At 41.0% G+C, this 25,309-nt stretch carries 23 protein-coding genes and 15 tRNA genes; 32 read left to right on the top strand and 6 right to left on the bottom strand.

All coding sequences use genetic code 11. The annotated features are described in order from the left end of the window. Positions 1–25 precede the first annotated feature (25 nt). Together DLJ48_RS00505 and DLJ48_RS00500 are read left to right on the top strand one after the other, a co-directional pair. Positions 26–2,086: a peptidoglycan D,D-transpeptidase FtsI family protein gene (locus DLJ48_RS00505; protein ID WP_128684932.1), complete on the top strand. Its 2,061-nt coding sequence runs from the start codon at positions 26–28 to the stop codon at positions 2,084–2,086. Further along, positions 2,079–3,044 carry an ADP-ribosylglycohydrolase family protein gene (locus DLJ48_RS00500; RefSeq protein ID WP_128684931.1) on the top strand — a complete coding sequence of 322 codons (966 nt, stop codon included), beginning with the start codon at positions 2,079–2,081 and terminating at the stop codon, positions 3,042–3,044. The genes DLJ48_RS00505 and DLJ48_RS00500 overlap by 8 nt, the downstream gene beginning before the upstream one ends. A gap of 32 nt (positions 3,045–3,076) precedes the next feature. Here DLJ48_RS00500 and rnjA read toward each other — a convergent pair whose 3' ends face one another. Continuing rightward, positions 3,077–4,792: a ribonuclease J1 gene (gene rnjA, locus DLJ48_RS00495; RefSeq protein WP_128684929.1), complete on the bottom strand. Its 1,716-nt coding sequence runs from the start codon at positions 4,790–4,792 to the stop codon at positions 3,077–3,079. Between the two features lie 113 nt (positions 4,793–4,905). On the opposite strand from rnjA, the gene DLJ48_RS00490 reads away from it, so the two are divergent. From DLJ48_RS00490 to recN, 9 genes are read left to right on the top strand one after another with little or no spacing between them, the layout of a single operon-like run. After that, on the top strand, positions 4,906–5,502 hold the full coding sequence (locus DLJ48_RS00490; RefSeq protein WP_128684927.1) for an LOG family protein: 597 nt from the start codon (positions 4,906–4,908) through the stop codon (positions 5,500–5,502). Between the two features lie 42 nt (positions 5,503–5,544). Then, positions 5,545–6,108 carry an elongation factor P gene (gene efp / locus DLJ48_RS00485; RefSeq protein WP_128684925.1) on the top strand — a complete coding sequence of 188 codons (564 nt, stop codon included), beginning with the start codon at positions 5,545–5,547 and terminating at the stop codon, positions 6,106–6,108. Beyond that, positions 6,108–6,656 carry an Asp23/Gls24 family envelope stress response protein gene (locus tag DLJ48_RS00480; protein WP_128684923.1) on the top strand — a complete coding sequence of 183 codons (549 nt, stop codon included), beginning with the start codon at positions 6,108–6,110 and terminating at the stop codon, positions 6,654–6,656. The genes efp and DLJ48_RS00480 overlap by 1 nt, the downstream gene beginning before the upstream one ends. 4 nt (positions 6,657–6,660) lie before the next feature. Beyond that, a complete protein-coding gene (gene nusB / locus DLJ48_RS00475) occupies positions 6,661–7,053 on the top strand; it encodes a transcription antitermination factor NusB (RefSeq protein ID WP_128684921.1) in 393 nt (130 codons plus the stop codon). After that, the gene (gene xseA, locus DLJ48_RS00470) at positions 7,053–8,270 is read left to right on the top strand and encodes an exodeoxyribonuclease VII large subunit (RefSeq protein WP_243148607.1); all 1,218 of its coding nucleotides are present in this window, start codon (positions 7,053–7,055) and stop codon (positions 8,268–8,270) included. Before nusB ends, xseA begins: the two co-directional genes overlap by 1 nt. Beyond that, on the top strand, positions 8,254–8,484 hold the full coding sequence (gene xseB, locus DLJ48_RS00465; RefSeq protein ID WP_128684919.1) for an exodeoxyribonuclease VII small subunit: 231 nt from the start codon (positions 8,254–8,256) through the stop codon (positions 8,482–8,484). Before xseA ends, xseB begins: the two co-directional genes overlap by 17 nt. Further along, positions 8,474–9,301, top strand: a complete 828-nt coding sequence (locus DLJ48_RS00460; RefSeq protein ID WP_128684917.1) for a polyprenyl synthetase family protein — start codon at positions 8,474–8,476, stop codon at positions 9,299–9,301. Before xseB ends, DLJ48_RS00460 begins: the two co-directional genes overlap by 11 nt. Next, positions 9,298–10,113, top strand: a complete 816-nt coding sequence (locus DLJ48_RS00455; RefSeq protein WP_128684915.1) for a TlyA family RNA methyltransferase — start codon at positions 9,298–9,300, stop codon at positions 10,111–10,113. The genes DLJ48_RS00460 and DLJ48_RS00455 overlap by 4 nt, the downstream gene beginning before the upstream one ends. 41 nt (positions 10,114–10,154) lie before the next feature. Next, entirely contained in the window at positions 10,155–11,810 is a 1,656-nt protein-coding gene (gene recN, locus DLJ48_RS00450) for a DNA repair protein RecN (protein ID WP_128684913.1), read from the top strand. Between the two features lie 71 nt (positions 11,811–11,881). Here recN and DLJ48_RS00445 read toward each other — a convergent pair whose 3' ends face one another. Then, positions 11,882–12,199 carry a hypothetical protein gene (locus DLJ48_RS00445; RefSeq protein WP_128684911.1) on the bottom strand — a complete coding sequence of 106 codons (318 nt, stop codon included), beginning with the start codon at positions 12,197–12,199 and terminating at the stop codon, positions 11,882–11,884. A gap of 176 nt (positions 12,200–12,375) precedes the next feature. Between DLJ48_RS00445 and gmk the strand changes: the two genes are divergently transcribed. Next, on the top strand, positions 12,376–12,987 hold the full coding sequence (gene gmk, locus DLJ48_RS00440; RefSeq protein ID WP_165438693.1) for a guanylate kinase: 612 nt from the start codon (positions 12,376–12,378) through the stop codon (positions 12,985–12,987). Position 12,988: 1 nt separating this feature from the next. Beyond that, complete coding sequence (gene rpoZ / locus DLJ48_RS00435) at positions 12,989–13,312, top strand: DNA-directed RNA polymerase subunit omega (RefSeq protein ID WP_128684908.1); 324 nt, start codon at positions 12,989–12,991, stop codon at positions 13,310–13,312. On the opposite strand, the gene DLJ48_RS00430 is transcribed toward rpoZ, so the two are convergent. After that, positions 13,309–13,953 (bottom strand): VTT domain-containing protein, encoded by a 645-nt coding sequence (locus DLJ48_RS00430; RefSeq protein WP_128684906.1) that lies wholly within the window; start codon positions 13,951–13,953, stop codon positions 13,309–13,311. The genes rpoZ and DLJ48_RS00430 overlap by 4 nt on opposite strands. Before the next feature lie 58 nt (positions 13,954–14,011). Here DLJ48_RS00430 and DLJ48_RS00425 point away from each other — a divergent pair, with 58 nt between their 5' ends. From DLJ48_RS00425 to DLJ48_RS00350, 16 genes are all read left to right on the top strand, one after another. After that, on the top strand, positions 14,012–14,407 hold the full coding sequence (locus DLJ48_RS00425) for a CvfD/Ygs/GSP13 family RNA-binding post-transcriptional regulator (protein WP_128684904.1): 396 nt from the start codon (positions 14,012–14,014) through the stop codon (positions 14,405–14,407). Positions 14,408–14,507: 100 nt separating this feature from the next. Further along, positions 14,508–14,580: transfer RNA gene (locus DLJ48_RS00420), tRNA-Val, on the top strand. Positions 14,581–14,618: 38 nt separating this feature from the next. Beyond that, positions 14,619–14,691: transfer RNA gene (locus DLJ48_RS00415), tRNA-Thr, on the top strand. Positions 14,692–14,711: 20 nt separating this feature from the next. Next, a tRNA-Gly gene (locus DLJ48_RS00410) sits at positions 14,712–14,783 on the top strand. Positions 14,784–14,808: 25 nt separating this feature from the next. Continuing rightward, positions 14,809–14,892: transfer RNA gene (locus tag DLJ48_RS00405), tRNA-Leu, on the top strand. 64 nt (positions 14,893–14,956) lie between these two features. Further along, positions 14,957–15,030: transfer RNA gene (locus DLJ48_RS00400), tRNA-Arg, on the top strand. 64 nt (positions 15,031–15,094) lie between these two features. Next, a tRNA-Pro gene (locus DLJ48_RS00395) sits at positions 15,095–15,168 on the top strand. Between the two features lie 21 nt (positions 15,169–15,189). Beyond that, positions 15,190–15,263 (top strand) — tRNA-Met (locus DLJ48_RS00390). A gap of 13 nt (positions 15,264–15,276) precedes the next feature. Next, a tRNA-Ile gene (locus DLJ48_RS00385) sits at positions 15,277–15,350 on the top strand. A 22-nt stretch (positions 15,351–15,372) separates the two neighbouring features. Next, positions 15,373–15,462: transfer RNA gene (locus DLJ48_RS00380), tRNA-Ser, on the top strand. A gap of 26 nt (positions 15,463–15,488) precedes the next feature. Continuing rightward, positions 15,489–15,562 (top strand) — tRNA-Met (locus DLJ48_RS00375). A 57-nt stretch (positions 15,563–15,619) separates the two neighbouring features. Then, positions 15,620–15,694, top strand: a tRNA-Asp gene (locus DLJ48_RS00370). Positions 15,695–15,724: 30 nt separating this feature from the next. Beyond that, positions 15,725–15,797 (top strand) — tRNA-Phe (locus DLJ48_RS00365). Positions 15,798–15,817: 20 nt separating this feature from the next. Next, positions 15,818–15,888: transfer RNA gene (locus tag DLJ48_RS00360), tRNA-Gly, on the top strand. A 2-nt stretch (positions 15,889–15,890) separates the two neighbouring features. After that, a tRNA-Ile gene (locus tag DLJ48_RS00355) sits at positions 15,891–15,964 on the top strand. A 90-nt stretch (positions 15,965–16,054) separates the two neighbouring features. Beyond that, a tRNA-Ser gene (locus DLJ48_RS00350) sits at positions 16,055–16,144 on the top strand. 306 nt (positions 16,145–16,450) lie between these two features. Here DLJ48_RS00350 and DLJ48_RS00345 read toward each other — a convergent pair. Next, on the bottom strand, positions 16,451–17,488 hold the full coding sequence (locus tag DLJ48_RS00345) for a LacI family DNA-binding transcriptional regulator (protein WP_128684902.1): 1,038 nt from the start codon (positions 17,486–17,488) through the stop codon (positions 16,451–16,453). Between the two features lie 166 nt (positions 17,489–17,654). After that, complete coding sequence (locus DLJ48_RS00340; RefSeq protein ID WP_128684900.1) at positions 17,655–19,877, bottom strand: alpha-galactosidase; 2,223 nt, start codon at positions 19,875–19,877, stop codon at positions 17,655–17,657. 325 nt (positions 19,878–20,202) lie between these two features. Between DLJ48_RS00340 and DLJ48_RS00335 the strand changes: the two genes are divergently transcribed. The 3 genes from DLJ48_RS00335 (at position 20,203) to DLJ48_RS00325 (ending at position 23,413) form a co-directional block, all read left to right on the top strand. Further along, positions 20,203–20,976, top strand: a complete 774-nt coding sequence (locus DLJ48_RS00335) for an SDR family oxidoreductase (RefSeq protein ID WP_128684898.1) — start codon at positions 20,203–20,205, stop codon at positions 20,974–20,976. Positions 20,977–21,008: 32 nt separating this feature from the next. Then, positions 21,009–22,343 carry a gluconate:H+ symporter gene (locus tag DLJ48_RS00330; protein ID WP_128684897.1) on the top strand — a complete coding sequence of 445 codons (1,335 nt, stop codon included), beginning with the start codon at positions 21,009–21,011 and terminating at the stop codon, positions 22,341–22,343. 68 nt (positions 22,344–22,411) lie between these two features. After that, the gene (locus DLJ48_RS00325; protein ID WP_128684895.1) at positions 22,412–23,413 is read left to right on the top strand and encodes a substrate-binding domain-containing protein; all 1,002 of its coding nucleotides are present in this window, start codon (positions 22,412–22,414) and stop codon (positions 23,411–23,413) included. Position 23,414: 1 nt separating this feature from the next. On the opposite strand, the gene DLJ48_RS00320 is transcribed toward DLJ48_RS00325, so the two are convergent. Next, positions 23,415–25,211: a heavy metal translocating P-type ATPase gene (locus DLJ48_RS00320; RefSeq protein WP_128684893.1), complete on the bottom strand. Its 1,797-nt coding sequence runs from the start codon at positions 25,209–25,211 to the stop codon at positions 23,415–23,417. Positions 25,212–25,309 lie beyond the last annotated feature (98 nt).

Here is a 25,309-nt window from a genome sequence, read left to right as displayed (position 1 = left end):
CTGCGACTTATTTGGACTTTTAAAAGTGAACAGAAAACCAGAATTAAAAAATTTTAATAGAAAAGAACAACGATCAGGGAATAGTTCAATTATTCCAACGCGTTTGAATATCCTTTTAGGAGTCAGCGGTTTTTTGCTGTTGCTGCTAATTATAAAGTTAGGTATGTTAACGATCGTTTCAGGAAATAGTTATTTAGCCTTAATTAATAAGACTGATGCAACAGTGGAGACGACAGCTGCACCACGTGGCATTATTTATGATTCAACTGGAAAAGTATTGGTCGGCAATAAATCAGTGCCATCAATTAGTTTTGAACGTTTGCCGGAAATTTCTACCACAGATATTTACAATACTGCTGGTCGTCTTTCTAAATATCTATCCGTCGATACTAATTCAGTAACGCAAAGTCAAGAAATTGACTATTATTTAGCCAATAAAAAAAATAACGACAAGACGATCAATGCGCTAAAACTGACCAGCAAACAAAAAAATAAATTGACCAACTCTGAAATTTATAAAAAAACTGTTCACTATTTGCAGAAAAAAAATTTCAAAAGTACTGGCTCTGAGAAAAACAGTGTTGCAATATACGAAAAAATGATTCAAACGACCAGCCTTTCAACGACGGCTTTAAAATCCACAGGTGTCACAACGAGTGAAATATCTAGAATTGGCGAACGGTTGAGTCAATTTCCTGGTATCAGAGTAAACCAAGGCTGGACGAGAGATTATCCGCAAGGATCAAGTGCTAAATCACTTTTGGGATCCTTATCCGGATCTGCTAGTGGCCTGCCAGAAAGTGGATTATCGACTTATTTGGCTCAAGGATATACGAGAACGGAAAGTGTTGGTATTTCTGGAATTGAAGAACAATATGAACAGACTCTTAGAGGTATCAACAAAAAGACACAAATTACGACTAATTCTCAAAACAAAATAGTTAAAAGCAAAGTAACTCAGTCTGGCCAGTCTGGCAATAATTTGCAGTTGACGATCAACGCTAAATTTCAAAGTGATGTTTCAAATATTTTGAAAGAAAATATGCAAACAGGTTTAACCACTGGTGGTTATGCTGCTGTTATGAATCCTAAAACTGGTGGCCTTTATGCCTTGGCTGGTTGGGACCGTAATAATCAGACTGGAAAACTAACTCAAAATGATTTGGCTGCTGTGCAGGATCCAATTGTTATGGGTTCTGTGATCAAACCGGCGATGGTGGCTATGGCTTTGCAAGCCGGTGTTATTACGCCAAGTAATTCAACTCAGGATGATCAATTGATCAAATTAGCTGGAACACCTGAGAAACATTCTGATTTTAATCCGACCGGTACAAAGATCGCCTTAACGGCCGAACAAGCCTTGGAAGATTCTTCAAACACTTATATGATCCAATTAGCTTTGAAAATGAATGGTACGCCTTACGTGTCCGGCATGTCATTAGCAGTCAGTTCGTCCATTTGGAATACGATGCGTAATGGTTTTGGCCAATTTGGTCTCGGCCTGCGGACTGGCGTTGATTTGCCCAATGAAACACCTGGCTACCGGGGTTCCATTACTGGTTCTTTAGCTAGTTCTTTTGTTGATGAGTCCTTCGGCCAATACGACACTTATTCCGTGATTCAAATGGCACGTTTCGTCAGTGTCATTGCAAATGGTGGTTATCTCGTCCAGCCAAAAGTGGTTGAGTCAGTTTTGAAATCTGGTAAAAATGGTGTCCAGCCGTCAGTGACGAGCAGTTTAACACCAACGATTCAAGGGAATGTGAAATTATCGAGTGATGAATGGAATGTGATTAAAACCGGTATGTGGAATGTAGCGAACGGCAGCAGCTCTTACAACACCGGCGGGACCTTAATACATACACTAAGACCCCGAGTAGCTGCCAAGACTGGAACGGCTGAATCATTTACAAATGGCCAGCAAACGCAAAACGATACAATGGTCATGTATTCACCTTATGCGCCATATGCCATTGCGATCGCATATCCAGGCGATAAAGTTGATAGTTTTGGTAATGTTGAAAAAGCCGCCGCAGCTATTTATAATGCTTTTTGGAATGATGTAATGCCTAAACCAAATGACTAAAAGACTCTCAACAATCGGAAGATTACTTTATGGCATTGCGATTGGTGATGCTTTAGGGAATTTAAGCAAACGCAATACAGCCGCTGCTTTAAAAGCATCTAATGATCTTGATGATAGCGACTTTGATTTTGTGTGGACACCAACGACTGGTTTGACTTTGGCCATTGTCCGTGCAATCTCTTTAGGCTATTCACGAGTTAATGTGATGCATAACTTTGCTGAATGGTGGCGCAATGGGCAGTTCTCTATGACGAATTCGCTGCAAACGGATCGTTTTGAAACGGAAATTCAGTCAATCATTAATTTTGAATTAACACGCGATTTAGATTCGATCGGTGCCACTGAGCCAGCTCAAAACGATGAAAATGTTTTGATTCGAGTCATGCCGATTGCTTTTTATGAAACAGCTAGGATCGGTTCGAGCTTTATTAATGATGAGAAATCGATGGGGTCGATTCACGATATCGTCTCCTTAACGAATGATTATCCTTCGGCCATGATGTCTGCCGGTATGGTATCTTTTTTGATTTCTCAGATCATTGCTCGAGAATCTGTCCATCAATCTCTTGAGAATGCTATCGCCATTACTTACGAGTATTATTCTCGACGATCTATTTTCCAACCAGATCTGATTAATTTCGCACCGATGAATATGCCTGATTTACCTGATTTACAGGCCGATCAATTGGTACATGATGGAAGTGCTACCCATACCTTAGAAAATGCTTGTTGGGTTCTTTTTTCGACTGAAAACCTAAATGATGCGATTAAGTTAGCGGTGAAAACATTTTCCAAGCAACGACAAACAATTTTAGCCTTTATTTGTGCTATTTATGCGCTATCCGATCGCAGTAGTCTTGATGAGAGATGGATTGAACAAATTGATAAAAAAGCGGAAACGAATTTAATTCTCAGAATCGCTAATCGCTCAAATCGTTTTCATGTTCGCACAGATTAAAAAGCCGACTCAGTATAGAGTCGGCTTTTTAATCATTTAACTTGAATTAATACAGGAATCACGATTGGCTTACGTGCAGTCTTCCTGTAAAGATAATGACTTAATTCATCAATCACCGCTTGTCTGATTGAGCCTTCATCAGCATTTGCTGTCATCATCGCTTTTCTGATTGTGCCAAAAGCAATGCGGCGGCCATCGTTAATGAGATCACCAGACTCACGCATATAAACGAATCCGCGGCTGAGCAGATCTGGACCAGAAAGAATCTCTTTAGTCTGCATGTTAATTGTAGCTGTAACGATGACCAAGCCGTCCTGTGAAAGCTTCTGCCGTTCATGAAGGACAGCACTTCCGATATCACCGATGCCGCCGCCATCAACATAAATAGCCTCAGCGGTGAAGTGGCCAGCTGGATGAGCGTGTTCGCCATCCAAGGCCAAAACATCCCCATTTTCCATGATGAAAATATGGTCGCTAGGAACACCGGTTGATTGAGCTAGTCCACTGTGAATTTTTAACATGCGATATTCACCATGAATCGGCATAAAGAACTTGGGCTTCATTAACTCCAGCATGATTTTTTGTTCTTCTTGGCCACCATGACCGGAAGTGTGAATATTATTCAGAGGGCCATAAATAACGTTGGCACCACCTTCTTCTAGTTCATTAATGACTTTGTTAACTGAAGCTGTGTTGCCGGGAATCGGATTAGAAGAAAAGACAACTGTATCATTCGGCTGCAATTTAATCTGTTTATGTGTACCATTTGCAATCCTTGCTAAAGCAGCCATGGGCTCGCCCTGAGATCCAGTTGAAAGAATCAAGGTCTCATCGGCTGGTGTGTTTTTTAAGTCGCTAGGTTCCAGTAGATACTCATCGGGAATGTTTAAGTAACCAAGTTCACGACCATTGGCCACGGCTGTTTCCATTGACCGTCCAAACACGGCAATTTTTCTACCGTGTTTGATGGCAGCATCCATAGCCATTTTGACACGGCTCAAATTGGAAGCGAAAGTGGCAAAAATAATACGTCCTTTTGTTATGCGGCCGAAAATTCTTTCAACAGATTTTTGAACCCAGGCTTCAGATTTCGTAAATTCTGGCCGTTCAGCATTAGTTGAATCCGACATAAGCAGGAGAACGCCATCACGGCCAATTTTAGCCATTTTCTGCAGGTCAGGATATTGTTGCGTTACTGGGGTCAGATCGAATTTAAAATCGCCAGTTTCAACGACTGTACCAACAGGCGTATGAACTGCAACACCGACTGTATCGGGAATCGAGTGAGTTGTTTGGAAGAACTCAACCTGCATTTTGCCAAAATCGAAGAAATCATCTGGCTTGAACTCATGCAGTTCAGTCTTTTTCAGCATGTTATGTTCTTCGAGTTTGCCTTTAATTAAGGCCAATGCAAATGGTGGTGCATAGACAGGAACATTGACTGCACGCAAAAAATAAGAAATCGCACCGATATGATCTTCATGTCCATGAGTAATAACGAGTGCTTTCACTTTTTCAATATTCTGTACCAAATAGGTATAGTCCGGTATGACGTAATCGACACCTAACAAGTCATCTTCCGGAAATTTAATTCCAGCATCAATGACAACGATTTCATCTTGATACTGCACGGCATAGGTATTCTTTCCAATTTCACCAAGACCGCCGAGTGCCATGATACCAACTTCGTTATTTTCAAGTTTAACTTCGTGCGTAAAGGTATTTACGCTTTGATCATTTTCTGACATATTTATACAAATTCCTTTTTATCAAAAATATTTTGTCCACGAATAGTCCACAAGTGAACTAGTAGCTAGAGACTAGTATAGCAAAAATTAGCAAGTCGGGTTAACATTGGCATATGGAAAAGAATGAACGAATTAGGTCGGTCAGTGTTTTTATGGGTGCTGAATTCGGAAATGAGACAATTTTTTCCAAAAAAGCCGCGGAACTTGGGCAATATTTAGCGGCCCATCACTATCGTTTGGTCTATGGTGGCGGCAAAGATGGCCTAATGGGGATCGTTGCCTCAACTGTGATGACTAATGGTGGTGAGGTCCTAGGAATCACGCCGACCAACTTAGCCGAAGCTTCAATCAAGGCAAATCAGGTCACAGAACTAGTTCAAGTTCCAGATATGAATACGAGAAAACAGCTTTTGATTGATGAGTCGGATGCTTTTATTGCACTGCCAGGCGGCTTTGGTACACTAGAAGAAATTTCTCAGACGATTAGTTGGGCCAAAATTGATTTGCACGAAAAGCCCTTAGCTCTTTTTGACATTGATGGTTTTTACGATACTCTGTGGGATTGGCTGGAAGAAGCGGTTGAGAAAGCCTTTGTACCGGCAACCGACATGAAGTATGTTTATCGTGGCCGATCCATTGCGGATATTTTTAAATATTTCGCTAGCTTTAAATTTCCATCCGAATTCCAAAATCCTGAAAATTTTGTCTAAGCAATGATAAAATATGACAGTTAAGTAGAAAGTGAGAAAAACATGGCGATTGATACATCAGATTTTAAAAACGGTTTGACCATTGAATATAACAGCGCGATTTGGCGCATTTTGTCCTTCCAGCATGTTAAGCCCGGAAAAGGTGGTGCTTTTGTTCGATCTAAGTTGAAGAATCTGCGTAGCGGCGCTGTCAATGAAGTAACTTTCCGTGCTGGTGAGAGAATGGAAATTGCTGATATCACGACTCGTCCAATGCAATTCTTATATGCGAGCGGTGACAGCTATGTTTTCATGGATACCGAGACCTATGATCAAGTTGATATTCCTGGCGACAAGATCACTGATTCATTAAAGTTCTTGCTGGAAAACATGCTAGTTAAAGTGACTTCATATAAAGATGAAATTTTGGACGTTGAATTGCCAGTCACAGTCGAACTGAAGGTGACCGAGACGCAGCCTTCAATTAAGGGCGCCACGGTCAATGGTGGTGGTAAGCCAGCTACAATGGAAACAGGTTTGGTTATTACAGTTCCTGATTTCATTAATGTTGATGATAAGCTGGTTGTGAATACAGCTGATGGCGGGTCTTACAAGGAGCGTGCCTGATGGACAAAGCTCAAGGGTCAAAGTATTTCATTTTAGGCGGTAGTAAATTAGATGGTGAAACTAAAATTTCTTCATCAACTTTAGAGACGATTGCCTCAATTGCTGCCAAAGAGATTGATGGTGTTATTGGCCTGCAAGCACAAGCCCAGGAACGTTTTTCTGGATTTTTCTTTACAAAAAAATTCAAACAGACTAAAGGTGTTGTTGTGAAACAGGATGAAGATGGCAATCTAAGCTTTACTGTTTATGCGATATTTGCTTATGGTGTTAATATCCCGAAAACAGCTTTAGCTATTCAGAATGCTGTTAAAACAGCTATCTCAGCTGCAACTGATTTGTTAGTTGCTGATGTTGACGTTGTCGTTTCCAGCTTGATACATGATAAAAGTGCTAAACCTGAAATTGATCCGAATAATTTGTTTGAAAACAAAGTAGAAACAGTTAAAACACCAACAGCAACTAAGAAAACAACAGTTGTAAAAAAGCCGACAGCACGTACAACTGTTAAAAAAACGATTGCGAAAAAAACTTCAGTAAAAGATAATTAAAATTTTGAATTTAACCCGTCAACAAGTTAGAGAATTGAGTTTTCAAGCATTATTTGCTTTAGAAGTTGATTCGGAACAAGACCAAGCCTTATTAAAAAAGACTTTGTTTGAGCAGAACGCAATTGATGACTATTTTAATCAGCTAGTCGCAGGCGTTTTAGCTATACATAAAGATTTGGAAGCACAGTATCTGCCTTTTTTGAAAGCTGATTGGCCGATTGATCGTATTTCCAAAACAGCTAATGTGGCTTTACAGATTGGGATTTTTGAATTGAAAAATCGGATCGATATTCCAAAAAAAGTGGCATTAGATCAAGCAACCGAACTCGCTAAAAATTTTGGTGATGAAAGTGATGGCAAGTTTGTCAACGGCATTTTGGCACATTTCGTTTCGTAATGATGACTGATCAGGCAGTGGAATTTTTAACAGTTGGCGCACTAAACCGCTATTTGTCAGCTAAGTTTTCTCGTGATCCTTATCTTAAGCAAATTTCGATTACAGGCGAAGTTTTTGGTTATAAGCTTTCTAACGGATCTGCTTATTTTGATCTGCGTGATGATGATGATGCTTCTATTCGTGCTTATGTGTCACCCAGTGTGTTGCGGGGGTTTTCCTTTGATTTTAAGTCTGGTGACAAGGTTAATTTAACGGCCAGCGTCCGCCTCTATGAAAAACGTGCTTACGCGTCTATCTTTGTTTTTTCGATGCAGCCAGCTGGTTTAGGAGAGCTTTACCTCAAACTGGCTGAAATCAAAAATAAGCTGACCAAAGAAGGTCTCTTTAGCAAGCCGGTTAAGCCTTTAAATTATTTTCCAAAAAAAGTGGCTGTGATCACTTCAAAAACTGGTGCGGTTATTCATGACATTCGTTCAACTATCGGCCATCGCAACCCGAAGCTTCAAATTGAACTGTTTCAGTCGATTGTGCAAGGGGACAAGGCAGTTGATGACCTGATGGCGGCGATGATGAAGGCTGATCAATCTGATGCTGACGCGATTATTATTGCGCGTGGTGGTGGTTCGATGCTAGATTTATGGCCTTTTAACGATGAAAAACTGGTCCGTTTAGTAGCTAGTTTATCAAAACCTGTGATCAGTTCTATCGGCCACGAGACGGATACGACATTGACCGATCTGGCAGCCGATTATCGTGTAGAGACACCGACTGCTGCCGGTAACAAAGTAACACCAGCAATTTCAGATTATTATCATATTTTGGATCAAATGATCTACCGTTTTTCAGATGATATTCAACGGTCATTGAAAAAAAATCTTGATCAGTTTGAATATCTAGCGAATTCGCCAGCGCTAAAGTCCTTTAACCAAGTCTTTGTGAATCATGATCAGAAATTACAGAATCTAAATTTACAGTTAGTCAATTTATTTACTAGCCGTTTTCAAAAAACAGGTCAGCAATTTATCAATTTGACCGGCAAATTAGATGCATTAAGTCCGCTGAAAGTACTGGATCGTGGTTTTTCCTTGACCTACAAGGATCATAAATTGATCAAGAATGCTGCCGAACTAAAACCCAACGATCAAGTTAAAATAACTTTTGCGCAAGGCTCGGCCTTGGCGGAAATCAAGGAGCTGCACGATGTCGGAAAAATTTGATTTTGAAAAAAATATGAAAGAGTTGAAACAAATCGTTGCAAATTTAGAAAATGGCGATTTGCCAATTGACCAAGCATTAAATAATTTTGAAAATGGTGTGAAAATTTCGTCAGCCTTAAAAAAATATCTTGATGATGCGCAGAAAACGATTGATAGCAACCTAAGCCAATTAAATCTTGACTCGCAAAGAAAGGCAGATCAAGATGAAATTTAAAGAATTTTCTCAGCGTTACTTGCCGCAAATTAATCATAATTTAGCTGAATATTTCGCTGATCGTGATGATGATATTTTCAAAATTATGGTTTATTCACTGAACTCTGCTGGAAAACGTCTGCGTCCTTTATTGACATTAGCAAGCTTTGCTAGTTCTGGCAAAGTGATCGACAGCAGTATTATCGATGCGGCAACGGCAGTTGAATTTGTGCATGCTTATTCTTTGGTTCATGACGACTTGCCGGAAATGGATAATGATGAGAAACGTCGTGGCCAAGCCAGCACTTGGAAGGAATTTGGCGTTGGCAATGCTGTTTTAGCTGGGGATGGTCTTTTGACTGAAGCTTTTAAAAAACTGTCTGATTTACAGTTGCCTGAAGCTGTTCGTTTAAAACTGATTTACAGTCTTGCCTTGGCTGCTGGTCCAGATAATATGATTCGTGGTCAGCAGTATGATCTGTTTTCCCAAGAAAAGGTTGAATCAGTTGAGGATTTGGAATTTGTTCATTTAATGAAAACAGGAGCTTTAATGACTTATGCAGCAACGGCTGGTGGCGTTTTAGCGGGTCTTTCAAATGAAAAAATCCGTGCGCTGAATGTCTATGGCGCTAATTTGGGGATCGCTTTTCAGATAAAAGATGATCTGACCGATATTACTCAAGATGAAAAAGAACATAAAAAAAGTTTTCCAAGTTTAGTTGGCACAAAAAAGAGCCAGGAGAATTTGAATGAGCACCTAAAATTGGCTGCCGATGCTTTAAAACAAGTTCCTGATTTCCAAAGTTCGCTATTGCTTGATTTGCTGGATCAAGTATGACGGTTTTTCCAATTCGTTTAGATCAGTATGTGGTCGAAAAAAATCTATTTGCCAGTCGTACACAAGCTCAAAAAGCCATTAAGGATGGCACCGTCGCTGATGAGGCAGGCAAAATTTTTCAAAAAGTCAGTTTTTCAGTTACCAGAGAGACTGCTTTTCATTTGACGGCGCAAACCAGCAATTTTGCATCGCGTGGTGCTTTTAAATTGCAAAAAGGAATTGATTATTTTGATTTTGTTTTGGAGAAACAGACTGTCATCGATATTGGCGCTTCTACTGGTGGTTTTACGGATCTGTCTTTGCGTTCGGGAGCAGCTTTTGTTTATGCGGTCGATGTTGGTCATGACCAGTTAATTGACCGTCTCAAGGCTGATCGACGTGTTAAAAATATCGAAGGCTATAATTTTCGCTATGCCAAGAAGTCTGACTTTGCTGATCCGCAGCCAACTAGAGCTGTGATTGATGTTTCTTTTATCTCTTTAACGCTGATTTTGCCATCTTTATATCCGATTTTATCGGCAGATGGTGAGGTAATTGCTTTATTTAAACCTCAATTTGAAGTTGGTCGAGAAAATGTTGGCAAAAAAGGTATCGTGCGAAAAACGTTGCCAGTTTTAAAAGCCTATGAAAAAATTATTCAGTTGAGTCGCCAGCTCGGATTTACGGTTGCTGGTTTCACTAATTCACCTATCCAAGGCGGCGATGGTAATCATGAATTCCTTATTTATTTAAAGAAAGGCGATCACAATAGTAGTCAAGTTTTGTTTCCTAAATCAATTCAGGATTTTATTTTCAAGAATTATGCTAAGTAATTTTTTTAAAGGACTCAAAATTTCGTACAATTCTTAATAGGATGTTGAATAATTTATCAATTAAAGATTTTGCGATCATTGATGATGCTCAAATTAATTTTGATAGCGGTCTGACAGTTATGACTGGTGAAACCGGCGCCGGAAAATCGATTATTATAGATGCACTCAGCTTATTGATCGGGGAGCGCTCATATAATTCAATGATCCGAAAGGGTGAACGAAAAGCCGTGATTCAAGGTGTTTTTGATTATCCCAAAACCGATTTGACAGTTTTTGGTCTGCAACAAGATGATCAGCTGGTTATCCGCCGTGAGATTAATCTGACTGGCCGTAATTTGATCTCAGTTAACGGTGTTATCTTGACGGTCAAACAATTGTCGGAAATCGGTCGCCAATTGGTTAAAATTTCCGCACAATTTGACAATCAAGAACTACTCGATAATCAATTGCAGGGCGAGTTAGTTGATAGATTTAGCGGTAATGATTTAGCGCTCAAGCTAGCTGATTATCAATTGAAATTTACTGAATATGCTCGTCTTAGATCTGATTTGATCAAACAGGAAAAGGATACTAAAGATCGGCAATCCCGCCTCGATTTTCTGCAGTTTGAATATAAGGAACTATCTGATTTAAAATTGCAGCCGCATGAAATGGATGACCTGCTCGAAGAAGATAAAAGAATTAGAAATTTTGAAAAAATCTATCAATTGCTTAAACAAGTGACTGGCAATTTGGACGATGCCCAAAACGCGACTGTTTTGTCATTACTAGATCAAGCAGCTGATAATTTGAAGGCACTTAAGGAAATTGATTCAAGCTATCAAGAAGCTTCTGAGACAGTTGAGTCTAGTTATTTGAATTTGCAGGAAACGGCACGTGACCTGAAAGCCAAGTTGTCTGAACTGAGTTTTGATGAGCAGGAAGCCCAAAGAGTCACGGATCGTATTAGCGAATTAAAATCCGCAGAAAGAAAATATCATCGTAATAGCGACCAACTGATCAGTTATTTCAACTCAATTGCAGATGAAATGAAAAAGCTTAGTGACTATGATAATCACCGTCATGATGAACGTGCTCAGTTTGAGCTTTTGCGTAAAGAATTAATTGAACTCGCCAGCAAGTTACATAAAATTCGTATGAAAACCGCCCTTTTGTTGGAAAAACAAATTCATGGTAATCTTAACGATCTGCTTTTGGGTGAGGCTATTTTTAAAATTCATGTTACCCAGACAAAAAAACTAGCTGAAAAAGGTTTTGATGAAGTCGATTTTTGGATTCAAACTAATCCCGGGGAAGCTAGTCTGCCTTTGAATCAGATTGCTTCTGGTGGTGAAATTTCACGTATTCTATTGGCTTTGACGAATGTCTTTTCAACGGTAATGTCTGTGCCGACAATTGTTTTTGATGAAGTCGATACTGGTGTCTCAGGTCGGGCAGCTGCAGCTGTTGCCAGAAAAATGAAAGCAATCACAAGCGATCGTCAAGTGATTTCTATTTCACATCTGCCACAAGTTGCTTCAATTGCTGATCACCAACTGCAGATTGAAAAAACGGTTATCAAAGGGCGTACTAGGACAGATATTCGGCAGCTTGATTTACCAGGTCGGATTTTGTCGATTGCTAATATGCTATCAGGCGATAAAATTACAGAACAAGCTAAGGCTAATGCTAGAGAATTATTAGCACAAAAAAAATAAACCTACAACATCAATCCGTATCGTAAAACTTTCCACTAACTTTAGGGTACGGGCCAAATTGGTTTATTTTTTTAAATGAGTTCTAGAAAGCGAATTTCGCTAGGGATTATTCTAGATAAATCCTTATGCGAAGATTGAATCAAAAGATTGCCATTACTTGTCTGAAGCATTTTGCCTGTATAATTAACAACTCGATCAGAATTAAGTTCTGCGTTGATTTGTAATTTAACCGTTTTATCAAAGCTCAAAGCCAAATTCAAACGGTCAATAATCGTCTCGGCATCAAGCTGGTCTTTTTTATCTATCGGCATAATTGCCTTAATACCGCTTAAGAGATTTTTCAATGACTTAACACTTGTTATTTGATTGTTCAAGATTGCGTTTTGCATTTTTATTCCCTCAACACCATTAAATATACGAACGCTTGTTCTAAATAGCAAACTGTTTACCGAACAAAATACCACATATTGAAATTTGTAATATACAATAAGTGATAGAATTCCTTCAAAAATGTTGTTTAAGAATTGGTAAATTTCAAAGGTTTGACAGTGTTAAACTAGTTGGCATGAATGAACGAGGAATGTTATTTTTGCTTTCCGGCCCATCCGGTGTTGGAAAAGGGACGGTTAGAAAAGCGTTATTTAGAAAGAATCCGCATGAACTGCTATATTCAATCTCGGCCACGACTCGCAGCCCGCGCCGCAATGAAGTCAACGGCAGGGATTATTTTTTTGTGAGCAAAGCTGAATTTGAGAAAATGATTAACGATGGCAAAATGTTGGAATACGCACAATATGTTGACCAGTATTATGGCACGCCGAATACTTGGATCGAACAGCAGCGTCAACAGGGCAATGATGTCTTTATGGAAATCGAAGTTAATGGTGCTATGCAGGTCCGTTCGAAAGTACCTGATGCGATCTTAATCTTTTTGCTGCCGCCGGATCTGATGCAGCTTCGTAATCGTTTGGAACTGCGTGGGACCGAGTCTGATGAAGTGATCAATCAGCGCCTAAAAACAGCCCGTCAAGAGATTTTAATGATGACTAACTATGATTATGCCGTCGTAAATGATAAAGTGGATAAGGCAGTAAAAAAGGTTCAGACCATCATTGAGGCCGAAAGATTGAAGGCTAAGCGTCTGGCTAATAGCTATATAAGAATTTTGGAGGGTTAAGATGAGCCTAATGTATCCGTCAGTCGACGAACTGTTAAACAAAGTCGATTCTCGTTATAAACTAATTTCTTTGGCATCTAAGCGTGCTACAGAATTAGAAGAGTTGCCTCGTTTAAAAGAGGAATTATTAAAATTAAAGCGTCAAGAAAAACCAACTGATCGTGATAAGAAGAGTATGCAGGAAATCGCTGCCAGATTAGAGACTTTGGTTGGACCAACCTTGGATTCTTACAAGTCCGTTAAACCGATTGGACGTGCGCTAGAAGAGATCAATGCCGGCAACGTTCGGATCGATCCAGTGAATAAAGATGAAAGCGGAGACTAATTCTTCGTTTTTTTTGTGCGTGTTTTGATGAAACCAATTACGGCCGGTAGAATTGTCACAATGATGATAGCCAAAATAATCATCGTGAAGTGTTTACGGACAAAGGGGATGTTGCCAAAAAAGTAACCAGCCCAGACGGCAATTGATGCCCAAGAAAATGTACCGATCAATGAGTATTTAAAAAAACGTAAATAGGGGAAATTCGATGTTGCAGCGACGAAAGGCGCTAATGTGCGAATAATCGGCATATATCGGGCTAGTATGATCGCTATTGCACCATGCTTCTCATAGAACTTCTCAGTCTCTTTAATCTGCTCAGGCTTGATAAAATGGCCGATTTTCGTGTTTAATAATTTTTGCCCGATCGTGCGACCGATAAAATAATTCAAAGAATCGCCAATTAGGGAAACAATAAAAAAACCAATCCATAAGATCCAGGCATCTAAAATATTGTTGGCATTGGCTGATAAAGCACCAGCAGCGAATAACAAAGAATCACCTGGTAAAAATGGCAGAACGACCACGCCAGTCTCGATCAAAATGATAAGAAACATTAAGGCATAGCTCCATAAGCCGAATGAGTTGACGAGGTTGGCCAAGTGGACATCTATGTGAAGGATAAAATCAATCAAAAATTGCATACCATTTAAGTATATCAGTGCCCGCGCGCGGATTTTTGAAAACATTATAATGGAGAACATGGATTATAAAATTGGTCAGCATGTTAACGGAATCATTTCCGGAATTCAAGATTATGGCGTTTTTGTGCAGCTTGATGCCAAAACGCAAGGACTCGTTCATATTTCTGAATGCAAGGCTGGCCGAATTAATAATTTGACTGATGATTTTCGCGTTGGACAAGACGTTGATGCAATTGTATTAGATATCGATGACTACAGCAAAAAAATTAGTTTAAGTTTTCGCCAGTTGTCAATCTCGAAAATACATGCTAATCCACAACCAGGTGAAAATCGTAATATTTATAAGCATTTTTGGACAGCAACGCGTGTAAAGGCCGGTTTTAAGCCAATTGCAGAGACGATTGAAGCCAGCAAAACCGAAGCTTTAAAGCGGATTCGACAAGTTAAAAAATAAAAAAACGAATTTTTTGCCTGAAAGTTGTTGACGTTCGTCGAAATATTATGTATTATATTTTAGTCGCGTGTTATTCAAACGACATTCCAAATTCCAATTTGGACGCTTAGCTCAGCTGGGAGAGCATCTGCCTTACAAGCAGGAGGTCACAGGTTCGATCCCTGTAGCGTCCATTGGAAATGAGAAATCATTTCCAAAGGGTCTTAGTATCGCCGACTTAGCTCAGTTGGCAGAGCACCGCTCTTGTAAAGCGGGGGTCGGAGGTTCGAACCCTCTAGTCGGCAGAGGGTTTCCTCAATAATATGCGAACGTAGTTCAGCGGTAGAACATCACCTTGCCATGGTGGGGGTCACGGGTTCGAGTCCCGCCGTTCGCTTTGCCACGTATCGTGGCAGTTAGTTGCCGGCGTGGCGGAATAGGCAGACGCACAGGACTTAAAATCCTGCGGTAGTGATACCGTCCCGGTTCGATCCCGGGCGCCGGCATGTTTGTGAGTTTGCAAACAGTCAACTAATCCACGTTTTTAACATGGTTGGTTAGCAGCAATATGCACCATTAGCGCAATTGGATAGAGCGTCTGACTACGAATCAGGAGGTTGTAGGTTCGACTCCTACATGGTGCATGGGTCAAGTAATTGACCGTCTGAGTACAATTAAGTAATTATTTGTGTACTGAGCAGATTGACTCGGGACATAGCTCAGTTTGGTAGAGCACCTGGTTTGGGACCAGGGGGTCGCTGGTTCGAATCCAGTTGTCCCGATTGGGCGTATGCTCAATTGATCGCGGTGTAGCTCAGCTGGCTAGAGCGTCCGGTTCATACCCGGGAGGTCGAGGGTTCGATACCCCCCGCCGCGATTGGCTCGAATGAGGACCTTTAGCTCAGTTGGTTAGAGCAAGCGGCTCATAACCGTTCGGTCGCTGGTTCGAGTCCAGCAGGGTCCATTTTGGCCGATGGAAGTTATCTGGAGAATTACCCAAGTCTGGCTGAAGGGAACGGTCTTGAAAACCGTCAGGTCGGGAAACCGGCGCAGAGGTTCAAATCCTCTATTCTCCATTGCCGAAAGGCAAATTTAATATTATCGCGGGGTAGAGCAGTCTGGTAGCTCGTCAGGCCCATAACCTGAAGGTCGTTGGTTCAAATCCAGCCCCCGCAATAGGTCACTTTGTGACCGACCCTGAATGTTTGGCTATTACATAGCGAATATTCAAGAGGTTCCATGGTCTAGCTGGTCTAGGACGCCTCCCTGTCACGGAGGAGATCGCGGGTTCGAACCCCGCTGGGACCGGTCGGTAGGAATATCGATGCAGTTAGGATTGGCTCGGTAGCTCAGTTGGTAGAGCAAAGGATTGAAGCTCCTTGTGTCGACGGTTCGATTCCGCCCCGCGCCATTGGAGATTTTTCTCCCACTGCGAATGTAGCTCAGTGGTAGAGCTCCAGCCTTCCAAGCTGGCTATGCGGGTCCGATTCCCGTCATTCGCTTTGGACTATTAGCTCAGTTGGTTAGAGCGCTGTGTTGATAACGCAGAGGTCCCAGGTCCGAGTCCTGGATGGTCCATCGGCAAGCAGGCATTTTATATGATGTTTGCTTGCCGATTTTTGTTTAGATAAGACTTATTTATAATTTAATCAAGTCATTTAATCAACTGGAGATTTACTCAAGAGGCTGAAGAGGCGCCCTTGCTAAGGGTGTAGGCCGGTTTATCCCGACGCGAGGGTTCGAATCCCTCAATCTCCATGATAATATGTTGACAAGGCGCTTTAACCGTATGGTTGAGCGCTTTTTTATTATGTGATAACCCTTTTATTTCTTCTCCAAAGGCAAAATATTTCTACTACGAAAAAAGCTAAAAAATAGGCTTACTATATATGCATAGTAATTATCGTGTTTCAAATAAAAACATTCCTGCATACTCTTTCGAGAAATATTTTATAGTTCTGATAAAGAAATGTGCCGTTAATGATTTGAAATTTTTTTAGATTCGAAAAAGGACTGATTTTAAGCAGTTTTGGAAGTTTTTGTATTACTTAATATTACCGGTGATTACAGTTGAAGTGATGACTTTAATTTTTTAGGATCAAAGGAAGCACGATAAGCGATTTCACCCGGAATAATGGTCCATTTATGCCAATGCCTTTGTCCTTGAGTTAGTTCCAAAGCTTGTTGAAGCGCGGTTGATCCAATCGCATCTGGAGACAGATCCACACTTGTCAGAGGCGGATTTAGATAGGAAACGAAATCAAGATTATCAAACGAAGCCACTAATATATCCTGACCAATTTTAATATTTTGCTCCTGAAGATATTTAATCGCACCAATAGCAATGGCATCAGAAGCAGTGATCAACGCATCTATCGGACCGTGGTTGCTTAACAACTGCTTAATGTTTTCATAACCAGATTCAGATCCCCAACCACCATTTGAAATGATCTCGACATAGTTATGCTCTTCCATCCATTTACGATAAACGCGTGTCCGTTCATCTTCCCAAGCATGATGGCTACTGCCATTAAAATTCATTCTCTCGTTTATACCGCCAAGAAAAGCAATCCGTTTTCGACCCAGTGATGCAAGTTCGTTTAATAGTTTTTCCGTTGTAAAAACAAAATCCGGTTCTACTGAATCGATATTGTTAAAGTGAAGTCTCGCATCGACGAGTACAATATTGTGATTCATTCGATAAATATCTTGGATAGCTGCTGCGGACAAGTCGCCCGTCAGAATTAAAGAGGAGTATTGAGAAACATCATTTTTTCTAATATTGTCAGTACCCAGCCGTATTACTTTAGCGATTGAAAGACCATATTTGTTCGAAGCTAATCGGATGCCGTGATGGATATTGCGCCAATAAGGATCCTCATTTTCCCGCTTCTCTGACATGCTCGTGATAATAGCAACAGGCTTGTAACTTCTTCTTTTTTCTTTATGAGTCGAGCGATAATTAAGCTTTAATGCTATTTCTCGAACCTGTTCTCTGGTCTCTTTTTTGACGGACAAAAGAGGGTCTTGATTTAAGATCCTCGAAACAGTGCTGGCGGAGACGCCAGCCATTTTTGCAATTTCTTTAATCGTGACAGTCATGGTTGCTTATATCTTTGTTCAGTTTACAATTTTTCTAATATTTTTAGCAAGCCCTCCAGCTGGCCTTTTAAAGACTAGCAAGTACAACTGATTTGATCGAAAATGATGAATAAAAAAACCTAATTCCGATAGCGGCATTAGGTTAGGATGCTAGATCAGACACTTTTTAGGATTCCGTGATGACGAAGAGTTGAGAACTAAAGTCAGCCGAACCTTGGATCGGCTGATTGATATTCAGAATTTGATCAACGAAGAAACCAGCGTTCATAAGTTCGTCGCCATAAAAAATTTCTTCACTGTTATTGACGCGATAAGCTTTTGCAGCATCTAGACCCTTGAAATAAATTCTAAGATAACTAGGATTAGGACGATTGAGAATTTGATATCTAGCTGCAATTGCGATTGTTTTGTCTTGATTCACGACCATCCAGCTAGCGACATTATGATCACCAGCGAAAGGACTCTGGAGTCGATAGAAGTTGCCAAACTGGAAAATTTGACGATATTTTTTGTAAAAGGCAACTTGTTTTTGGATCTCTGATTGGTCCTTTTCGGAGAGTTTCGTGATATCCAGCTCGTAACCCAAGTCGCCGAAGTAAGCAACCTGTCCTCTGCTAGCAAATGAAGTTACTCGACCCGTTTGATAATTAGGCACATCAGAAACATGTGCACCCATCATCGAAAGGGGATAGCCGTAAGAAGTACCGTATTGAATCAGAATTCTTTCAACGGCATCTGTATCGTCACTGGTCCACGCTTGCGGTGCGTAGTACATCAAGCCTAAGTCAAAACGTCCGCCGCCTGAGGCGCATGACTCAAAAAGGACCTCTGGAAAACGATCGATCAAGCGCTGATAAAGTTTATAGACGCCTAATATATAGCGGTGAGACATTTCCAGCTGGTTGGATCTTGACAGATTGCTGCTAAACATATCTGTAATATAACGATTCATATCCCACTTAATGTAGTCAAGTTTTGATTCTTCAATTCGGGCGGACATCATATCAAAAATATAATCTATGACTTCATCGCGTGTAAAGTCCAAAACGAATTGATTTCTGCCTGGTGTTGGTGTTCTTCCTGGAGCTGCGATCATCCATTCAGGATGCTGCTCATAAAGTTTGCTGTCAATGGAAATCATTTCCGGTTCAAACCAAAGGCCGAATTTTAATCCCAATTGGTGAACTTGATTGGATAAATGCGCGAGCCCTTGCGGCAGCTTATTTTGATCAACGAACCAGTCTCCTAAGGAACTTGTATCATCATCACGGTGTCCGAACCAGCCGTCATCTAAGACAAATAATTCAATTCCTAATTCCGCCGCTTTTTTGGCAATGGCTATTAATTTGTTTTCATCAAAATCAAAATAAGTCGCTTCCCAGTTGTTGACCAAAACAGGTCGCTGCTGGTTAGCAAAGCGAGGGTTTACCAAATGTTTTTCATAAAAATCGCCCATTTGCTGACTCAGCTGATTTTTCCCTTGTCCAGAGAAGCTTAAGACGGCTTCCGGTGTTTGGAAATGGCCATCCGGCTTGACTTCCCATGCAAATTCTTCTGGGTTAATGCCTTGCAAAACGCGCGTCGAACTGTAAGAGCTGACCTCAACTTGGTCTAGAAAATTACCTGAATAGATTAAATTAAAACCGAAAACGTCGCCTTGATCTTCAGTTGCGTCTGGCCGAGCCAACATGACAAAAGGATTATGCTGGTGGCTAGAAGCAGTACGCAAACTGCTGATGCTTTGCACGCCTGATTTGAGCCGATCAACGACTTCATGCCTTTCACGAGCCCAAGAACCAGAAAAACTAATCAAATCATACTGGTCATCCGGCAGGTCTAATTGACTGCTGAGAGCACGATTTAAAGTCAGGTGCTGCTGACCAAGATTGATGAATTCAACGCTTTTTGTTATCACATCTTCGTTGGGAAAAACACTATATTTTAAAATGACTTTCAAATCAAGCAGGGAATCTCGTAAAAATATTTCTAATGTTTCCACACCATCGCTAGCTTTTCCAAAAGCTGAAGGTAGATCCGATAAACGATTTTTGCCTTTTTCAAGCTGATAACTTTCGTAATGCAATTCACTGATGCGGCTGCCGTTTTCCGCTGTTACTTGATAAGCTGGGTCGCGAAAATCACCCTTGCCAAAACTGGCATACTCTTGTTTGAGGTTATCCGGTTGAAAATCATCAGCCGTTGTTGTCCAAGACACCATGGCCTCGCGACGTTCTTTTTTGGCGAGATTGCCATAACTATTTTGACTATGAATTCTTTTTCCAAAATAGAGCTGTCCCAATTCGCCATTTTCCATGACATGAAAAATATAACTACTGTGTTTTGTCTGTAAATGGAAAAATTTTCCATCTTCACTAATGTTGACTGACATTCACTTCTCCTCTGACAATTTAGTTAATTTTTTGGCACGGTTTATCGATTTAAATCAATAAAGTAAGCGCTTTACTCAAAAACTATTGTATTTTATTTTACTAAATAAATCAAATAATTTACTGATAACCGGATGCATGCCAAAATGTCATGCTCTTTATTTTAAATAAAAACTAAGCATTTGCGATTTAATTGATTTGGAATTTTTTTGTTGACAAACTTGGTAGTCAAGACTAAGATGAAAGCGTTTACAAGTTGGTTTATCGATACACCAAAAAAATCATATTGTAATCAAAGTATTGAATAGTTTTGAAATAAGGGGAGACATGGGTTTGATTTCGAAAAATGTTTTTAATCTAGACGGCAAAGTTGCTTTGATCACAGGCGGTGCATCAGGCCTAGGAGCTAATTACACAAGGGCTTTAGCAACTTTTGGTGCTGATATTTTCATTGTTAGCCAATCGAAAAAGGGTTGGGAAGAAATTGAGGAATTTGTTACTAGCCAAAATCGCAAGATCGCTTTTTTGCAACAGGACATCACGGCTACAGGGGCTGCGGCTGAAATTGTTGCTGCGTGTGTTGCAGAGTATGGCAAGTTGGATATCTTAGTCAATAACGCTGGTATTCAGATTCGCAATAAGCTCTTGGATTATGAGGACAGCGACTGGTTAAAGGTGATCGATATTAATCTGAATGCGCTATATTTTCTTTCTCATGAAGTAGCCAAAGTCATGGTGAAACAGCATTCTGGCAAGATCATCAACATTGGTTCAATGCAGTCGTTTCGTGCCGGTAAATTTATTTTTCCTTACACGGCAAGCAAACATGGCGTTATTGGTCTGACCAAAGCCTATGCTGATGCCCTTGCACCAGAAGGCATTCAAGTTAATTCGATCGCGCCAGGCTATATCGATACAGAAATGACCAAGCCTTTGCAAGAAGATAAAGTGCGTAATAAAGAAATTCTTGAACATATTCCAGCTGGCCATTGGGCAGACCCATCGGAATTAATGGGGACTGTTGTTTACCTAGCTAGTGCTGCTTCTAATTATGTCACCGGTGCCACGATACCAGTCGATGGCGGTTATCTGCTGCGTTGAGTCTTGTTAAAAACAGAGAAAAGAGAAAAAATATGCCACTATTGATCGTGTTGTTGGGTGTCATCCTACTCGTATTTTTAATTACGAAATTAAAATTAAATACTTTTGTGTCTTTAGTCATCACGGCCTTTATTGTCGGGTTGCTGCTGGGTGTACCGGTGGGTAATATTTCAACAAGCATCGAGACCGGGATCGGCGGTCAGCTTGGCCATCTCGCAATTATTTTCGGTTTTGGATCGATGCTAGGAAAACTGATTTCTGATGCTGGCGGTGGTTTTCGTATCGCGAATAAGCTGATTCAGACCTTTGGGAAAAAACGGATTCAGATCGCCGTGATTCTAACTTCGTTTATTATTGGACTGGCTTTATTCTTTGAAGTTGGTCTGGTTGTTTTGCTGCCGATCATCTTTGTAATTGCCAGAGAAGTCGATCTGCCCTTGATGTATCTTGGCATTCCGATGGCCGCAACTTTGAACGTTGCCCATGGTTTTTTGCCGCCTCATCCAGCACCGACAGCTGTAGCCTTGGCTTTAAATGCACCTTTGGGGCATGTGCTATTGTTGGGAATTATCGTCTCGATTCCAACGATCATTATTTCTGGTCCTATTTTCAATTACTTCCTGCATCGTTTCTATCCGAGAGTTTACCGCAAAAACGTCAATATTTCTGTGTTGGGAAAATATAAAGAATTCAAATTGGAAGAGACACCGGGTTTTGCTGTCAGCGTTGTCACAGCTTTGCTGCCAGTGATCTTGATCAGCGTTGCGACTATTTGCGATTATGTACTGCCAAAAGGAAATTTGTTCAACGAAGTTATTCAATTTATCGGTGCGCCGGATGCTGCAATGCTGATTTCTTTGTTGATCGCGATCTTTACAATGGGCATTTTCCGCGGTTTGAAAATTAAAGAAATTGGTGATTCCATGACCGAATCTGTCAAACAAATTTCCATGATGCTGCTGATCATTGGTGGTGGTGGTGCTTTTAAACAGGTTCTTGTCGATGGCGGCGTTTCCAAATATATTGGTCAATTATTCAGTCAAACAAATTTGTCACCGATTTTTGTCGCTTGGCTGATCGCGGCGTTGCTGCGTGTTAGCCTTGGTTCATCGACTGTTGCTTCGATTACGGCTGCCAGTCTAGTCGGTTCGGTCGTGACTAATTCTGGTGTCAATCCAGCTTTGATCGTTTTGGCGATCGGTGCTGGCAGTGTCTTTGCCGACCATGTTAATGACGCTGGTTTTTGGATGATCAAGGAGTATTTCGGTCTCAGTTTGAAAGAAACTTTCTTGTCTTGGACAACACTGACATCTGTGATTTCAGTTTCTGGTCTGTTATCGATTTTTGCGGTTTCAGCTTTTATGTAAAAATAGTTTTGCTCAAAAGAGATCCAGGTCTCTTTTTTTGTGGGAAAATTTGATCAGGGAGCAAGCCAATGAAACATGCAACGATATCAGACGTCGCAAAAGAAGTCGGCGTTTCAGCCACGACCATTTCAAGTTTTTTAAATGGCCGCTACAATAAAATGAGTTCCGCCACTAGACGGAAAATCAATGATACGATCGTCCAAATGAACTATCGGCCCTTTGCATCGGCTAGAGACATGCGCAGTCGGCAAACGAAGACGATCGCTGTGATCATGGGCGACACTTCTAACCTTTTTTCGTCTTTTCTATTCACGGGAATCTATAATGTTTTTCAACCACTGGGCTATAGTGTGTTGCTGCTAAATGTCAGCAATGCTGCTAGGGAGGAGGACCAAGGTATCGACCGCCTGTTGGCGCAGCGCGTGGATGGTTTGATTATTCAGCCGAGCCAAGGGAACTTCAAAGCTTATGAAAAAATTCTTAAAAACGCGACACCGCTTGTCATGGTTGACCGAGAATGCCAGGATCAGCCGACTAGCGTTGCTAAGGTTGTCACAAATAACTTTTCGTCTAGTCTGGAACTGGGCGTTGAATTAGGGAATCGCGGTTACCAGTCAATTGTTTTGATTTGTCGAATCAAGGCTATATCCGCTCAGACACAGCGAATTAATGGTTTTCAAAAAGCTGCCGAAGCAAATCGTGTTCATATCCAGGTGATTAATACTGATGGTCATGATGATTCCTGGCTGGCAAAACAGTTATCTAAAGCGATGGGCAATCGCCAGCAGAAAACGGTTTTCGTAACTTTAATGGGTCCTTTGCTCTTCAAATTATTGACTTTTTTCAAGAAAAATCACTTAACTTTCCCAATTGATGCGGGTTTACTGAGTTTTGATGATTGGGATTGGTCACAGTTCGTTGGTGATGGTATTGATTTAATGGAACAGAATCCAATGGAAATGGGCCGGCGTGCAGGGAAGCTTCTTTATCAAGCGATTAATCAGGAAAATGATCCCGATTTGATTGTTGATCAAGTGCCTGCCAAACGAATTGCTGGATCATCTTTATAATTTAGCGATTTTTTCTAGCACGCAATGAGGATAGGATCGAAACAGAATCAACAACTTCTTGCAGGGCAGCACCTAATAAAGCTGGAATGAGGCCTGTACTGGCTAATAGCATCAGAAAAACGCAAATCGAGATGCCGATCCAGACTGATTGGCGTGCGATAGCCATGGTTTCTTGCGAAATTTTCACGGCTTGAGCCACACGATATAAGTCATCTTTTAAAATCACGGCATCGGCGTTTTCACTGGCAGCTGTTGAACCATGTGCACCCATTGCAATGCCGATATCGGCAGCGGCTAAAGCCGGTGCGTCATTGACACCATCACCTACCATAATAATCGGGTGAAGTTTGCTGGGAATTGTTTTTAAAAGACGAATCTTGTCTTCGGGTAGACATTGTGCGTGAACTTCATCAATATCAATTTGACTGGCAATTTTTTCAGCTACGCCTGCTTGATCGCCGGTCAGCATAATTAGTCGTTTTAAACCAAGTGTTTTCAATTTTTTTAATGTTTGTTCGGTCTCTGGACGCAAGGCATCTTTAAAAGTGATCATACCAGCATATTGGTCATTAACGGCGACAAAAATAGCTGTTTGATTTCGTGATCCTGTTTCAGTGTGTTTGACAAACGCCGCTTTTCCGACTGAAATTGTTTTGCCGTCCACGATGGCACGAATGCCTTGGCCAGTTGTTTCTGATAGATTTGAGACAGATAAAAGGTCGATTTCGTCTTTTTTGACAGCTGCTTGTAGTGAACGGGCCAAGATATGTGAGGAATCCTGTTCAGCGCTGGCTGCCAGCTGCAACAGCTGTTTTGCCGTCATTTGGGAATTGTCAACTGTGATCTGATCGACAACAAGGCTACCGGCCGTGATCGTCCCTGTTTTATCAAAAGCAGCACTTTGGGCTTTAGCTAATTTTTCGATCGTGGTGCCGTTTTTGACAACGATTCCCGCTCTACTGGAACGGCTCATACCAGCAACCAGAGCAACTGGTGCGGCTAAAATGAGTGGACAGGGCGAGGCGACAACTAAGACTTCAGCAAACCTGACCGGATCTTTTGATAAATACCAGGATAAACCACCGATCAGATAGGCGATCAAGGTAAAAGGCAGCGCATATTGATCAGCTAGACGGACAAAGTTAGCTGGTTTTCTCTCAGATTCTTTTACCAAACGAACCAAACGCTGATACTGGCTGTCACGCGCCAATCGCGTGACTTTAAATTTTAAAGCTGTATCACCATTGATCGAACCAGACATCAATGCATCATCGATGTTTTTGGAAACAGCCATCGATTCACCGGTCAAAGAAGATTCGTCAACGGTTGACTGGCCAGCCACAATTTGGCCATCTACAGGAACTGTCTCATTTGGTTTGACTAAGATCAGATCATTGATTTGAATTTCAGAGACTGCGAGATCGATGATTGCTTGGTCTTTGATTTTATGGGCAGTCTGCGGTGAATTATTTAACAAGGATTGTAATTCTCGGCCTGCTTGGCGACTGGCATAATCTTCCAAACTGTCGCCGCCTGTCAGCATGATCAAAACAACTAGACTGGCCCAATACTCACCAACTGCCAAGGTTGCTACGATCGCGGTGATTGCGAGGATGTCAATGCCGTATTTACCGTTTTTTAGTGTCTGGATCATGCCGATGAACATCGATAATGTTGTCGATCCACCCGCCAGCAAGATCATCCAAAAAGCGATCAGCGGTGCATGAAACACAAATTGTGCAAGTAGGGCAACTCCGCCAACCAGTAGCGTCACAACAAATTTTCTGAAATTAGTCAATTGAATTCCTTTGATTTTTACGCCAATTTGATATGCAGTTTTTTAGTTGAAACGAGTAACTGCTCACTTCATTTTATCAAGTGTTATGACTCTTTACA

This window comes from Oenococcus sicerae, from assembly GCF_004102045.2.
GTDB lineage: Bacteria > Bacillota > Bacilli > Lactobacillales > Lactobacillaceae > Oenococcus > Oenococcus sicerae.
This window is presented reverse-complemented; position numbering and strand designations above follow the sequence as displayed.

What these genes read in the sequence shown, in the direction of transcription:
- DLJ48_RS00500 (WP_128684931.1), top strand. Translation starts at nt 2,079, where the DNA reads ATGACTAAAAGACTCTCAACAATCGGAAGATTACTTTATGGCATTGCG.
- rnjA (WP_128684929.1), bottom strand. Translation starts at nt 4,792, where the DNA reads ATGTCAGAAAATGATCAAAGCGTAAATACCTTTACGCACGAAGTTAAA.
- DLJ48_RS00490 (WP_128684927.1), top strand. Translation starts at nt 4,906, where the DNA reads ATGGAAAAGAATGAACGAATTAGGTCGGTCAGTGTTTTTATGGGTGCT.
- efp (WP_128684925.1), top strand. Translation starts at nt 5,545, where the DNA reads ATGGCGATTGATACATCAGATTTTAAAAACGGTTTGACCATTGAATAT.
- DLJ48_RS00480 (WP_128684923.1), top strand. Translation starts at nt 6,108, where the DNA reads ATGGACAAAGCTCAAGGGTCAAAGTATTTCATTTTAGGCGGTAGTAAA.
- xseA (WP_243148607.1), top strand. Translation starts at nt 7,053, where the DNA reads ATGATGACTGATCAGGCAGTGGAATTTTTAACAGTTGGCGCACTAAAC.
- xseB (WP_128684919.1), top strand. Translation starts at nt 8,254, where the DNA reads ATGTCGGAAAAATTTGATTTTGAAAAAAATATGAAAGAGTTGAAACAA.
- DLJ48_RS00460 (WP_128684917.1), top strand. Translation starts at nt 8,474, where the DNA reads ATGAAATTTAAAGAATTTTCTCAGCGTTACTTGCCGCAAATTAATCAT.
- DLJ48_RS00455 (WP_128684915.1), top strand. Translation starts at nt 9,298, where the DNA reads ATGACGGTTTTTCCAATTCGTTTAGATCAGTATGTGGTCGAAAAAAAT.
- recN (WP_128684913.1), top strand. Translation starts at nt 10,155, where the DNA reads ATGTTGAATAATTTATCAATTAAAGATTTTGCGATCATTGATGATGCT.
- DLJ48_RS00445 (WP_128684911.1), bottom strand. Translation starts at nt 12,199, where the DNA reads ATGCAAAACGCAATCTTGAACAATCAAATAACAAGTGTTAAGTCATTG.
- gmk (WP_165438693.1), top strand. Translation starts at nt 12,376, where the DNA reads ATGAATGAACGAGGAATGTTATTTTTGCTTTCCGGCCCATCCGGTGTT.
- rpoZ (WP_128684908.1), top strand. Translation starts at nt 12,989, where the DNA reads ATGAGCCTAATGTATCCGTCAGTCGACGAACTGTTAAACAAAGTCGAT.
- DLJ48_RS00430 (WP_128684906.1), bottom strand. Translation starts at nt 13,953, where the DNA reads ATGCAATTTTTGATTGATTTTATCCTTCACATAGATGTCCACTTGGCC.
- DLJ48_RS00425 (WP_128684904.1), top strand. Translation starts at nt 14,012, where the DNA reads ATGGATTATAAAATTGGTCAGCATGTTAACGGAATCATTTCCGGAATT.
- DLJ48_RS00345 (WP_128684902.1), bottom strand. Translation starts at nt 17,488, where the DNA reads ATGACTGTCACGATTAAAGAAATTGCAAAAATGGCTGGCGTCTCCGCC.
- DLJ48_RS00340 (WP_128684900.1), bottom strand. Translation starts at nt 19,877, where the DNA reads ATGTCAGTCAACATTAGTGAAGATGGAAAATTTTTCCATTTACAGACA.
- DLJ48_RS00335 (WP_128684898.1), top strand. Translation starts at nt 20,203, where the DNA reads ATGGGTTTGATTTCGAAAAATGTTTTTAATCTAGACGGCAAAGTTGCT.
- DLJ48_RS00330 (WP_128684897.1), top strand. Translation starts at nt 21,009, where the DNA reads ATGCCACTATTGATCGTGTTGTTGGGTGTCATCCTACTCGTATTTTTA.
- DLJ48_RS00325 (WP_128684895.1), top strand. Translation starts at nt 22,412, where the DNA reads ATGAAACATGCAACGATATCAGACGTCGCAAAAGAAGTCGGCGTTTCA.